This is a genomic window from Streptomyces sp. NPDC042336, from assembly GCF_055581985.1.
This window is the reverse complement of record NZ_JBVJEA010000012.1, coordinates 203,032-215,095: the sequence shown is the minus strand read 5'-3', so window position 1 is coordinate 215,095 and position 12,064 is coordinate 203,032. Positions and strand designations below refer to the sequence as shown.

Below are 12,064 nucleotides of genomic sequence, written 5' to 3'. Positions count from 1 at the left end.
CCGCCACGTCTCCGCGTTCGCCCCGATCACCGTACGAAAGGCCTCTCCCTCATGTCCGAACTGCTGCGCGCCCCCGCCGAGATCAAGTACGCCGAGGAGCTCGACTGGCTGGAGTCGATCGACGACGGGCCCAAGCCGTTCTCGTGGCGGCTGTCGCCGAAGATGGTCCGTCTGTTCATCCTGGGCTCCGAGCGTTCCGACGGACTGGACCGGGAGGTGGCGCAGAAGTGGTTCGGTGACCGCAGTTTCGTCGAGCGGTCCATCGTCACCCTCGCCTCCGACCGGGGGCTGCTGCTCATCGGCGACCCGGGGACCGGCAAGAGCTGGCTGGCCGAGCTGCTGTCCGCCGCGATCAGCCGCAACTCCACGCTGGTGGTGCAGGGCACGGCCGGCACCACCGAGGACCACATCAAGTACTCGTGGAACGTCTCCATGGTCATCGCCAAGGGGCAGTCCAGGGAGTCGATGATCCCCTCACCCATCATGACCGCGATGGAGACCGGCTCCATCGGCCGCTTCGAGGAGCTGACCCGCTCCACCAGTGACGTGCAGGACGCGCTGATCTCGATCCTCTCCGAGAAGTACATCTCCGTTCCCGAACTGGAGAGCGGCGCCGGCGACGACAACATCGTCTTCGCCAAGCCGGGTTTCTCGGTCATCGCCACGGCCAACAGCCGCGACCGGGGTGTCAACGACCTGTCGTCCGCCCTCAAGCGGCGTTTCAACTTCGTACGGGTCCCGGTGGTGACGAACAAGAAGAGCGAGGCGGAGATCGTCCGCTTCCGCACCGAGGAGCTGCTGCGCCGCCACGCGATCGACCTGGAGGTGCCGCCGACGCTGCTCGACGTGCTGCTGCAGAGCTTCGCCGACCTGCGCCAGTCGGCAGCCGCGGCGGGCAGCGACGACGAGAAGCTGGAGTCGGCCCTGTCGACGGCGGAGCAGATCGGTGTGCTGGAGGACGCCGTGCTGCACAGCAACTTCTTCGGCGAGAGCGCCCTGACCGCCCGGACCCTCGCCTCCTCGCTGGTCGGCTCCCTCACCCGGCGCGAGCCCGAGGACCTCGCCATCTTCAACAAGTACCTGCACGGAGTGGTCGAGCCGCGCAGCAAGGAGCAGGGCGGCTCCTGGCCCGAGTTCCTGGAGGGCGGCCGCGACGCGATCGCCACGCTGTCGTGAACGGGGACCGGGAGAGCACGTCGTTCGCCGCGCTCCGCGGGCAGCTCCAGGAGGCCGCCGCCACGTTCGCGGGCGGGCCCGACGCCCTGGAAGGCATACTCCTCGGCCTGGTCGACGACGTCGACCGCGCGGCGCGCGAACCGCTGGAGATCTTCCCCGTCTGCCACCACTCCCCCGCCTCGGCCACCGCCATGGCCCGTCGGCTGCGCGAGAAGCAGCCCAAGGTCGTGTATCTGGAGCTGTGCGAGGACATGGCGCCGCTCCTGGCCGAGCTGCGCAACTGCCGGCTGCCGGTGGCGGTGCAGGCGTTCGCCGGAGACGTCGACGGCTTCCCCAAGGAGTGGGCTCCGCTGTCGGTCGTCGCGCCGATCACCGAGGCGTCCGCCGAGTACCAGGCCATCGCCTACGCGCTGGACACGCCGGGGGTGGAGCTGGTCCTCGTCGACCGGTCCGCGGACCACGTCTTCCAGTGGGACGGGCGGCACGAACAGGCCCCGGAGGAGCCCGGAGCCGGGCAGGACTCCCCGGATCCCGAGGCCGCTCTGCACGGGGAGGCCGTCGGTGTCGAGATCGGCGACCTGCGGCCGCGCTTCGCCGAGCTGGAGGAGCACCTGCTGCGCCACGGCAAGGTGCGGCACTGGTCGGAGTGGTGGCACCAGTACGTGGAGGTGCCGCTCGGCGACAGCAGCGCAGACGCCGCCGTCGACCACGACACCTACCGTCAGGTCATGTTCCTCGTCGGCAGCCTGTTCCGGCGGCTCGCGCCGGGAGACGGCGCCCGGGTCCGCGTGGACGAGGACCGCGAGCGGTACATGTGGACCCGGATGCGCGAACACCTCGACGCGACCGGCACCGATCCGGCGGACTGCCTGTACGTGTGCGGGGCGTTCCACGCGGCCAGCCGCGTCGAGGAGTTCGGGGTGCGGGGCAGGAGGGGAGCCTTCACCATCTCCCCGCGCACCGCCACCTCCTGGCGGTACGGGCTGATCCCGTCCAGCCACGCGGCGATCGAGGCGCAGTTCGGGCTGGCCGCGGGCTCGGTGTCGATCGCGGCGGCGGAGTGGGCGAAGAGCCTGAAGCGGACCCGGGTCGAGCCGTACCGGCTGGCGGGCCAGGCCGGGGCGAAGAAGCCCGGTGCGCGGAAGTCAGCCGCGAAGAAGGCGGCGGCTCCTGCCGTCGCACCGGCCGGGGATCCGGCCGCCGCCGACCGGCTCTCCGGCTTCCTGCGCCGGCCGCCCGTACTGGACTCGCTGGACGAGGCGGAGCTGCTCGGCTGGTCGGTTGACATCGTGCGCGCGGCCCGGCGCAGCGGCTATCTCGCCTCCACCGCCGACGCCGTCGCGGTCTTCGAGACGTCGATCCTGCTGGCCGGGATGCGGGACCGGGCCAAGCCCACGCCGTACGACTTCCAGGACGCGGCGGTCACCTGCATCGAGAAGGACGTGGTGCCGGGGCGGCGGGACGTGCGGCGCCTGGTCGAGATCATGATGGGCGGCGACCGGATCGGCCAGGTCGGCTACGAGGCGCTGCCGCCGCTCGCCCGTGACGTGCACGACCGGCTGGAGCCGCTCGGGCTGCGGCTCCAGCAGCGCGGGGTGCGACGGGCGCTGCTGGACATGGCGTCCCGGCCGGAGCTGCGGGCCTGCTCGGACGTGCTGTGGATGCTGCGGCGGCTGCTGCCGCACGGCGCTGCCCGGCCCATCATGGGTGAGCGGCGGCTCGGTGAGCGGTCGATCCAGGAGTCCTGGGACCTCGCCCTCGGCACCCACCAGCGGGCGCTGATCGAGCTGGGCTACGAGGGCGTCAGCATCGAGCAGGTTCTGGAGCAGCGGCTGCGGCGCGAGGCGTACGGCCCCGGGGCGACCACCGCGACGGTGCTGGCCGCGGTGGAGGACGCCACCTTTTACCTGGGCAGCCGCCGCCTCGCCGACGAACTCGGCACCCACGCGCTGAAGGTGCTGGCGGCCGAGCGCACGGTGGACGGCGCGCCGGAGGTGCTGCGCCGGGTACGCGCGATGCTCGCGTACTACCGGACGAGTGAGCCGGTGCTGCCGTCGTGGATCGAGTCGTTCGTCAAGTCCGGGTACGCCCACTACTGCACGCTGCTGCCGACGGCGTTCCAGGACGAGGACGCGACGGTCGGGCAGGTCGCGGCGATGCTGGGCTTCCTGTTCAGCATGGAGGGGCTCGCGCTGTCGCTGGGCTGCGACCGGACCCAGCTGGAGCTGGCGGTCGGGCAGTCGCGCCCCGAGGACCCGTCGAAGACGGCCCTGCTGTGGGCCGCACAGGTGCAGCTCGGCACCCTGTCGCGGGGTGAACTGCGGGCGCGGTGCGACGCGTTGCTGGCCGACCCGCTGGTGGTCCCCGCCTACCCGCGCTACCTCAGCGGTTTCGTCCACGCGCTGGAACCCGTGCCGGGGCTGGCGGACGTGGTGGTGGAGGCGGTGTCGAACGCCTTCGGACGGTTGCCGGACGCGGTGCTGCTGCCGTGGCTGCCACTGCTCGTCACGACGTTGCGGTCGAATGCCGCGGAGCTGGCCCCGCTGCTGATCCGCGAGGCGGGCCGGATCTTCCCGGGGCGGCTCGCGGCGCTGGACGCCTGGGTGCCGCCGTGGCGGACGCCGCCCCCGGTCGCACCGGGCACCCGCCGGGCGGAGTCCGCCGGCCACGCACCGCGCGGTGCGGCCCTGCTGCCGGCCCATCCCGCGGCCTGCGACGCGCTGGCGGAGCTGCTGGGCTGCACGCAGGGATGGGCGGACCCGGGCGGCCCGGTGGACCCGGCCGACGCGTCCGGCGTCGCGTTGCTCGCAGCGCACCCGGCGGCCTGCGACGCGCTGGCCGACCTGCTCGGCTGCGACGACGGGTGGGCCACGGACGGCAGCCGGCAAGCCCTGGGTTCCGTGCTGACGTCCCGTCACCCTGACGCGGCGGCGGCGTGGGAGGCCGTGCTGGCGCGCGTCTGACGGTGCGCGGCGGGTTCCGGCCCGGCCGGGGCCCGCCGTGCACCCGCTCCCATGCCAAGATGATGTTCCGACAGGCACTCACCCGGGTGCTCACCACGCGTGTGCCGTGGGTGGCCAACGAGTTGAGGACGGAGTCAGGCCGTATGACCTCCCTGAGCAGTGGCGAGAGCGCCGCCCATCCCGACCGGATCGACACCAGCAGGCCCCATCCCGCCCGCATGTACGACTACTTCCTCGGCGGCAAGGACAACTACGAGGTCGACCAGAGGGCCGCCGAGCAGTTCATGAAGTCGGCGCCCGAGGTGCGCGAGGGGGTCCTGGCCAACCGGCACTTCATGCACCGCGCGGTGCGGCACGTGGTGGCCGAGGGCGGGATCCGCCAGATACTCGACGTGGGCACGGGCCTGCCCACCGAGCCCAACGTGCACCAGATCGCACGGTCCGTCGCCCCCGGGACCCGGGTCGCGTACGTCGACAACGACCCCATTGTCGCCACCCATTCCAGGGCCCTGTCGGACGACCCGGACACCACCGTCGTCCTGGCCGACCTGCGCGACCCCCGCGCGATCCTCGACCACCCCCAGGTGCGCGCGGTCATCGACTTCGACCGACCGGTGGCGCTGCTGCTGGTGGCCGTCGTGCACTTCGTCGCCGACGCCGAGGACCCGGCGGGCATCGTCGCCACGCTGCGCGACGCGCTGCCGGCCGGCTCCTACCTGATCCTGTCGCACGCGACGGGCGACGTCCACGACGACCGGCGCGAGGACGCGGCGGCCGTCTACAACAAGGCCACCGCGTCCCTCAACCTGCGTACGCACGCCGCGGTCCTCGACCTGTTCGGCGACTTCTCGCTGGTCGAGCCGGGGCTGGTCCGGGTCACCGACTGGCGCCCCGAGGAGGCACGGCGCCCCGACGCCCCGCCGATCGGCATCTACGGCGGAGTGGCGAGGAAGGACGCCTGAGGCGCGGGCGCCCGCCCCCGGGGGCTCAGGCGGCCTTGCGCTCCCTCCCCCGCGCCCGGCCGATGATGTCGGCGTAGTGGTGTCCACTGCCCTTGATGGTGCGCACCTGTGTCGCGTAGTCGACGTGGACCAGGCCGAAACGCTTGTCGTAGCCGTACGCCCACTCGAAGTTGTCCAGCAGCGACCAGGCGAAGTAGCCGGCCAGCGGGGCACCCCTGCGGGCGGCGGATGCGCAGGCCGCGAGGTGGGCGGTCAGGTACTCCTGGCGCTCGGGGTCGTCGATCGTGCCGTCGGGGCGGACCACGTCGGGGAAGGAGGAGCCGTTCTCGGTGACGTACAGCTTGCGCGCCCCGTACTCCTCGGTGAGGCGCAGCAGCAGGTCCTCGATGCCGCCCGCGTCGATCTCCCAGTCCATGCCGGTGCGCGGCACCCCGGCGCGGCGGACGGTGCGGACGTACGGCGCGGGTGCCGTGGGGTCGGCTGCGACGGTCTGGGGGAAGTAGTAGTTCAGGCCCAGCCAGTCCGGACCGGCGCCGATGAGCCTCATGTCGCCAGGGTGTTCGGGGAGTTCGACGCCGTAGACCTCGCGCATGTCCTCCGGGAAGCCGCGGCCGTGGATCGGGTCCAGCCACCAGCGGTTGGTGTGGCCGTCCATGCGGCGGGCGGCGGCCAGGTCCTCGTCGCGGTCGGTGGCGGCGTGGATGGTGGAGAGGTTGTTGACGATGCCCACCTGGGCGTCGGGGGCCGCCGCGCGAATGGCCTCCATCGCCAGGCCGTGGCCGAGCAGCAGGTGGTAGGAGGCGCGGACGGCCGCCGTCAGGTCGGTCCAGCCGGGGGCCATCTTGCCCTCCAGGTGGCCGATCCAGGCCGAGCACAGCGGCTCGTTGAGGGTGGCCCAGTGACCGACGCGGTCGCCGAGGCGTTCGGCGACGACGGAGGCGTACGCCGCGAAGCGCTCGGCGGTCGCGCGCTCGGGCCAGCCGCCCCGGTCCTGGAGCGTCTGCGGCAGGTCCCAGTGGTAGAGGGTGACGGACGGGGTGATGCCGGCCGCCAGCAGGTCGTCGACGAGCCGGTCGTAGAAAGCGAGGCCCTTCGCGTTGACCGGGCCGTCGCCGCCCGGCAGGACGCGCGGCCAGGCGACGGAGAGGCGGTAGGCGTTGGTGCCCAGCCGCCGCATCAGCTCGATGTCCTCGTGGGTGCGGTGGTAGTGGTCGCAGGCGACGTCGCCGTGGTCGTTGTTGTCGATCTTCCCGGGGGTGTGCGAGAAGGTGTCCCAGATCGACGGCGAACGTCCGTCCTCCGCCACGGCTCCCTCGATCTGGTACGCCGATGTGGCCGTGCCCCACAGGAAGTCGTCCGGGAGTGCGGCGAAGTCGATGGTCACGAAGGTCCTTTCGGGTTGGGGAACAGCGGAGTGCGGCGGAACGGCGCTCACTTGACGGCTCCGGCCGTCAGCCCCGCCACGAGATAGCGCTGGAGGAGCAGGAAGCCCGCGACCACGGGGACGCTCACGACCAGCGAGGCGGCCATGATCTGGTTCCAGTACACGTCGTTCTGCGTGGAGTAGCCCTGGAGTCCGACCGCGAGGGTGCGGGTGGCGTCGTTGGTCATGACCGAGGCGAACAGGACCTCGCCCCAGGCAGTCATGAAGGCGTAGACGGCGACCGCGACGATGCCGGGGATGGCGGCGGGGACGACCACCTTGAACAGGGCGCGCAGCGGCCCGCAGCCGTCCACGAGGGCCGCCTCGTCCAGGTCGCGGGGCACCGAGTCGAAGTACCCGATGAGCATCCAGATGGAGAAGGGCAGGGAGAAGGTCAGGTAGGTGAGGATGAGGCCGCCGCGGGAGCCGAACAGGGCGATGCCGGTGGCGTTGCCGATGTTGACGTAGATCAGGAACAGGGGCAGCAGGAAGAGGATGCCCGGGAACATCTGCGTGGACAGGACGGTCACCGAGAAGACGCGCTTGCCGCGGAACTCGTAGCGGCTGACGGCGTAGGCGGCGAAGACCGCGATCACGACGGAGCAGACGGTCGCGGCGCCGGCCACGATCAGCGAGTTCACGAAGTACTTCGCCAGCGGGACCGTCGACCAGATGTCGATGTAGGGGCGGACGGTGAGGTCGCTCGGCAGCCAGTGGAACTGGCTGGAGACGTCCTCCAGCGGCTTCAGCGAGCTGGAGACCATGACGTACACCGGCAGCAGGACGAATCCGGTGAGCAGGGTGAGGAAGACGCGGCGGGTCCACGTGAAGGAGCGCGGCGCCGCGATCGGGGACCTAGACATCGGCCGTCTTCCTTTCCCGGGCGGTGCGGGGCGCCCGCGTGGTCCTGGAGGTCAGGAACAGGTACACACCCGTCACCAGCAGCAGGAAGAGCAGCAGCAGGACCGACATCGCGGAGCCGGTGCCGAAGTTCCAGGTGACGAACGACGACTGGTAGATGTGGATGGAGATCAGGTCGGCGGCCTCCGGTGCGGCCTTGCCGAACAGGACGAACGGCGTGTTGAAGTCGTTGAACGTCCACAGGAACAGCACCAGGACGAGGACCTGGTTGACGGGGCGCAGCGACGGCAGGGTGATGCGGCGGATCTGCTGCCAGACGCCGGCGCCGTCCAGGGCTGCGGCCTCGTACAGCTCCTTGGGGATGTTCTGGAGTCCGGCCATGACGATCAGGAAGGCGAACGGCCAGCCCTTCCAGACCGACACCACGAGCAGCGCGACGAAGCTGTTGTCGCCGATCAGCCAGAACGAGGGTTTGTCGGTGAGGCCGAGCTGGTCGTGCAGGACGTGGTTCACCAGGCCGTTGTCGTGCTGGAACATGAACGCCCAGGTGATGACGGCGGCGTAGACGGGCAGGGCGTACGGCACCAGGAAGATCGCGCGGAGCAGGCCCCGGCCGCGGAAGGTGTCCTGCATGCAGATCGCGGCGGCGGTACCGATCAGCCAGCACAGGCCGACGGAGAGGACCGTGAAGGCGCAGGTGACGAGGAAGGAGTGGAGCAGCGCCTCGCCGACGGGGGCGTCGAAGTCCACCGACATGGTGAAGTTGTCGAGGCCGGTCCACGGGGCGGTGGTCCAGTCGCGGATGTAGAACTGGGTGAGTTCCTTGAAGCTCATCACGATGCCGATGACCATCGGCACCAGGTGGACCAGGAGTTCGAGGAGCAGGGCCGGCAGGAGCAGCAGGTAGGGCAGGCCGATGCGGCGGATCCGCCCGGGACGGCGGCGGGGTCCGCGCGCCGTCCCGGGGGAGCTCTTGCCGACCGTCCGCTCGCCGGGCCGCGCCGAGGCGGTCGTGGTGGTCATGGCTGGGTCCGTGTCCGTGTCGGAGTCGGTGGAACGGGGTTCGGGATGGGGGTCGTGCCCCTGGTGCAGGTGCTCACTTGTTGGGCATCTGCTGCTGTGCCTTGGCGAGCTTCTCCTTGACGGACTCGGTGGTCACCTCGCGGCCGGCCGCGGCGTCGGCGAACAGTTCCTTGACGGCGGTGCCGACCGCGGTCTCGAACTGCGACTCGTCGGGCACCTGGGGCAGCGCGGCGGCGCTGGTGGCGAGGGTCTGGCGCAGCACGGCGGTGCCCTGGGTGTTGAACGCGGGGTCGGACTGGGCGGCCTTGACCGGCGGGATGGAGCCGTAGGCCTTGTTGAGGACCTTCTGCTCGGCGTCGCCGGTCATGAACTTCACGAACTCGGTGGCGCCGTCGAGGTTGTCGCTGTTCTTGAAGACGGCCATGTTGATGCCGGCGACCATGGAGTTGGTGGCCTTGCCGGCGCCCGGGGCCCCGGACGGGACGGGCGCGGGGGCGACGCCCCACTCGTCGTCCTTCATGCCCATGGTCTTGAAGGTGGCGGAGGCGGTCTGCCACAGCACCATCGCGGTCTTGCCCTTGGCGAAGTCGCTGAGGGACTGGTTCTGCGCGTACTCGGCGTTGCCGGGGGCGACGACCTTGTCCACGGCCATCAGGTCGACGTACTGCTTGACGGCCGCGACGACCCCGTCGGAGGTGAAGTCGGGCTTGCCTTCGGCGCTGAAGAAGTCGGCGCCGTGCTGCTTGGCGAGGACGAAGACCTGGTGGATGTTGTTGGACAGGTTGGAACCCTCGGCGCCCAGGCCCCACTTGCCGTCCTTGGAGATCTTCTTGCCGGTCGCGACCAGCTCGTCCCAGGTGGCCGGGGGCTTGGTGATGCCGGCGTCGGCGAACATCTGCTTGTTGTAGTAGAGCGCGTACGCCATCGAGTACAGCGGGACCGCGGCGGGGTCCTGCCCCTCGACACCGGTGGAGCCGAGCGCGGAGTCGACGAAGCGGTCCCTGCCGCCGATCTTCTCGAAGTTCTTCGCGTCCCAGGGCAGCAGTGCGCCGGTGGCCTGGAGGGAGGCGCTCCAGGTGTTGCCGATGTTCAGGACGTCGGGGCCCTGTCCCGAGGTGGTGGCGGTGAGGATCCGGTTCAGCAGGTCGGACCAGGGCACCACCTCCAGCTTGACCTTGATGCCGGTCTCCTTCTCGAACTTGTCGAGTTCGGGCTGGAGCACCTTCTTGTCGACCTCGACGCTGGCGCCCTGGTTGGACGCCCAGTAGGTGAGTTCCTTCGGCGAGTCGTTGGATCCGCCGCCCGAGGAGGAGCCCCCTCCGCAGGCCGTGGCGGCGAGTGCGAGAGACATGGTGACGGCGCCTACGGCCGCGGCTCGGATGCTGCGCATGGCTCCTGGGTTCCTTCCGGGAGTCGGTCGGGAAGTCCCGACGGCGGCCTCGGCTGTTCTCTTCCGAAGCCCCTCATGGCTTAATTTAGGACGTGAGTTAAACCCCGAGAGAAAGACTCGTCAAGGTCTCGCGCAGCTTCGGCGGTCTCGCGAGGGCACCAGAGGAAGGGGCCGGATGGCCAGGCACGGCGGGCGTACGGTCCGTGACCTGCGGCGGGAGAGCCGCAGCACCGTTCTGCAACGGTTGTATTTCGACGGGCCGATGAGCCGGCTCGCGCTGGGCTCGGCGGCGGGACTGAGTTCGGGTTCCGTCAGCAATGTGGTCGCCGAGCTGATGGCCGACGGGCTGGTGGAGGAGGCGGGCACCCTCGGCGCGGACGGCGGCCGGCCGCGCACCCTCGTCCGCGTCGCGGCGGACCGGGGGCGCCTCGTCGGGGTCGACGTCGGCGAGACCCGTGTGCGCGTGGAGCTGTTCGACCTGTCGATGGCCGAACTGGCCCGTACGGAACGCGCGTTGCCGGGTCACGGGTCGCGCTCGTACGACGTCGGTGTCGTCGCCGGGCACATCCTCGACGGCGTCGCGGAGGTGCTCGCCGCCCACGGCCCGGCGCAGGGCCCCAGCGAGCTGCTGGGCGTCGGCATCGGCGTCCCCGGGATCGTCGAGCGCACGGCCGACGGCACCCTGGTGCACGGCCAGACCGTCGGCTGGGACGCGGTCCCGCTGGAGGCGCTGCTGCGCCGCTCGGGCCGACTGGGCCCGCACGTACCGCTGTTCATCGAGAACGGCGCCAGGACGCTGGGGCAGGCCGAGATGTGGTTCGGCGGCGGACGCGGCGCGCACAACGCCGTGGTCGTGCTCTTCGGCTCCGGGGTCGGCGCGTGCGTCGTCACCGACGAGGTGGAGCAGGGGCGTGCGGTGGAGTGGGGGCACCTGACGGTACGGGTCCGGGGGCGCCGCTGCCGGTGCGGAGCGCGGGGGTGCCTGGAGGCGTACGCCGGCGCGGAGGCCCTGCTGGCGCGGTGGCGGGAGGCGGGCGGTGAGCCGCCGCCCGGCACCGACGAGGAGGCCGCGCTGACCGCCATGCTGGCTGCGGCCCGGCCCGGGGACGGAGGCGCTCCGGACCCGGTGGCGGCACGGGTGCTGGCGGAGACCGCCGAGTACCTGGGCGCGGGGCTGGCCGACCTGGTCAACCTCTTCCAGCCCGAGCGGATCCTGGTGGGCGGCTGGGCCGGGCTCCAACTCGGCCCGGTGTTCCTGGAGTCGGTACGGGCCCACACGCTGGCCCACGCCCTGCGGCACCCCGCCGGACGGGTGGGCATCGCGCTCGGCCGGCTCGGCCCCGACGCGGTGACGGTGGGCGCCGCGATCCTGCCGCTGGCGGCGTTCTTCGCCCGCGGCGGCCGGCGTCTGCCGGTCGACTCCCCCGCGCCGGCCCCGGCGTGGCGGGCGGCGCTCGGGGGGAGGCTGGCGGGGCAGCGGGGCGGGGGGTGAGGGGGCTGCGCGCGGCGCGTGCAGCGGCAGGTGCGTGGACTAGGCTGGGCCGACGGGGAGGGCGGACGAGAGCGACAGGGAGAACGACGAGATGGCTGGCCGCAGGCGTTGGTCGACCGAGCAGATCCTGGACGCGGCGGCGGAGCTGCTGCTCACGGGCGACGCCGAGACGTTCAGCGTGCGCAAGCTCGCCGCGGCGCTGGGGACCGACTCCTCCAGTCTCTACCGGCACTTCCGCAACAAGACCGAGCTGCTGCGTGCGGTCGCCGACCGGATCCTGCTCTCCGCCATGGACGGCTACCGGCCGGAGGGCGACTGGAAGCAGCGCCTCACCTCCGTGGCCCTGCGTCTGCGCGAGGCCTTCGGGCAGCAGCCCCAGCTCGCCGCGGTCTGGGGGCGCCACGGATCGGGTGGCACCGGTTCCCGGCTGATGATGGAAGAGGTGCTGCAGGCCCTGCGCGCCTCGGGCCTGCCCGACGACGAGATCCCGGCGCGCTACCACCGGCTCGTGATCCTGATCGCCTCGCTGATCACCGCCGAGGGCGGGTTCGGCGCCGTCGGCACCGAGGAGCACGAGCAGGGCATGGAGCAGTTCCGGGTCGCGGTACTGGGCGCCGATCCCGAGCGCTTCCCCGCCCTGGCCCACTTCGCCCGCGAGATCCGCCCGCTCGGTGCGGACCGCGGCGCCGCCTTCGAGGAGATCCTCGCCGCCCACCTCGCGCACATCGAGGCCGCGCTCCCCTGACCGTCCCTGACGCGGGCCGGAACGCGGGC

At 71.6% G+C, this 12,064-nt stretch carries 9 protein-coding genes; 5 read left to right on the top strand and 4 right to left on the bottom strand.

Translation table 11 applies throughout. From position 1 onward, the window contains the following. Positions 1-51: 51 nt before the first annotated feature. The 3 genes from ACZ6IM_RS25775 (at position 52) to ACZ6IM_RS25765 (ending at position 5,101) form a co-directional block, all read left to right on the top strand. Positions 52-1,176, top strand: a complete 1,125-nt coding sequence (locus tag ACZ6IM_RS25775; RefSeq protein WP_469559417.1) for an ATP-binding protein — start codon at positions 52-54, stop codon at positions 1,174-1,176. Further along, positions 1,173-4,139, top strand: a complete 2,967-nt coding sequence (locus ACZ6IM_RS25770) for a DUF5682 family protein (protein WP_469559415.1) — start codon at positions 1,173-1,175, stop codon at positions 4,137-4,139. Before ACZ6IM_RS25775 ends, ACZ6IM_RS25770 begins: the two co-directional genes overlap by 4 nt. Before the next feature lie 143 nt (positions 4,140-4,282). After that, entirely contained in the window at positions 4,283-5,101 is an 819-nt protein-coding gene (locus tag ACZ6IM_RS25765; protein WP_052843007.1) for an SAM-dependent methyltransferase, read from the top strand. Positions 5,102-5,126: 25 nt separating this feature from the next. Here ACZ6IM_RS25765 and ACZ6IM_RS25760 read toward each other — a convergent pair whose 3' ends face one another. The 4 genes from ACZ6IM_RS25760 to ACZ6IM_RS25745 form a co-directional block, all read right to left on the bottom strand. Next, on the bottom strand, positions 5,127-6,485 hold the full coding sequence (locus ACZ6IM_RS25760; RefSeq protein WP_469559410.1) for a GH1 family beta-glucosidase: 1,359 nt from the start codon (positions 6,483-6,485) through the stop codon (positions 5,127-5,129). A 47-nt stretch (positions 6,486-6,532) separates the two neighbouring features. Next, complete coding sequence (locus ACZ6IM_RS25755) at positions 6,533-7,372, bottom strand: carbohydrate ABC transporter permease (protein ID WP_052843037.1); 840 nt, start codon at positions 7,370-7,372, stop codon at positions 6,533-6,535. Between the two features lie 7 nt (positions 7,373-7,379). Then, on the bottom strand, positions 7,380-8,408 hold the full coding sequence (locus tag ACZ6IM_RS25750; protein ID WP_052843005.1) for a carbohydrate ABC transporter permease: 1,029 nt from the start codon (positions 8,406-8,408) through the stop codon (positions 7,380-7,382). Between the two features lie 73 nt (positions 8,409-8,481). Beyond that, on the bottom strand, positions 8,482-9,798 hold the full coding sequence (locus tag ACZ6IM_RS25745; RefSeq protein WP_469559407.1) for an ABC transporter substrate-binding protein: 1,317 nt from the start codon (positions 9,796-9,798) through the stop codon (positions 8,482-8,484). Between the two features lie 175 nt (positions 9,799-9,973). On the opposite strand from ACZ6IM_RS25745, the gene ACZ6IM_RS25740 reads away from it, so the two are divergent. Both ACZ6IM_RS25740 and ACZ6IM_RS25735 read left to right on the top strand, forming a co-directional pair. Further along, positions 9,974-11,290, top strand: a complete 1,317-nt coding sequence (locus ACZ6IM_RS25740; protein ID WP_469559404.1) for an ROK family protein — start codon at positions 9,974-9,976, stop codon at positions 11,288-11,290. Between the two features lie 91 nt (positions 11,291-11,381). Then, entirely contained in the window at positions 11,382-12,035 is a 654-nt protein-coding gene (locus tag ACZ6IM_RS25735; protein WP_052843002.1) for a TetR/AcrR family transcriptional regulator, read from the top strand. Positions 12,036-12,064: the final 29 nt, after the last annotated feature.

Bases quoted from the DNA above. Each gene is read 5' to 3' on its own strand.
- ACZ6IM_RS25750 (WP_052843005.1), bottom strand. From the start codon at position 8,408: ATGACCACCACGACCGCCTCGGCGCGGCCCGGCGAGCGGACGGTCGGC.
- ACZ6IM_RS25775 (WP_469559417.1), top strand. From the start codon at position 52: ATGTCCGAACTGCTGCGCGCCCCCGCCGAGATCAAGTACGCCGAGGAG.
- ACZ6IM_RS25745 (WP_469559407.1), bottom strand. From the start codon at position 9,798: ATGCGCAGCATCCGAGCCGCGGCCGTAGGCGCCGTCACCATGTCTCTC.
- ACZ6IM_RS25735 (WP_052843002.1), top strand. From the start codon at position 11,382: ATGGCTGGCCGCAGGCGTTGGTCGACCGAGCAGATCCTGGACGCGGCG.
- ACZ6IM_RS25765 (WP_052843007.1), top strand. From the start codon at position 4,283: ATGACCTCCCTGAGCAGTGGCGAGAGCGCCGCCCATCCCGACCGGATC.
- ACZ6IM_RS25740 (WP_469559404.1), top strand. From the start codon at position 9,974: ATGGCCAGGCACGGCGGGCGTACGGTCCGTGACCTGCGGCGGGAGAGC.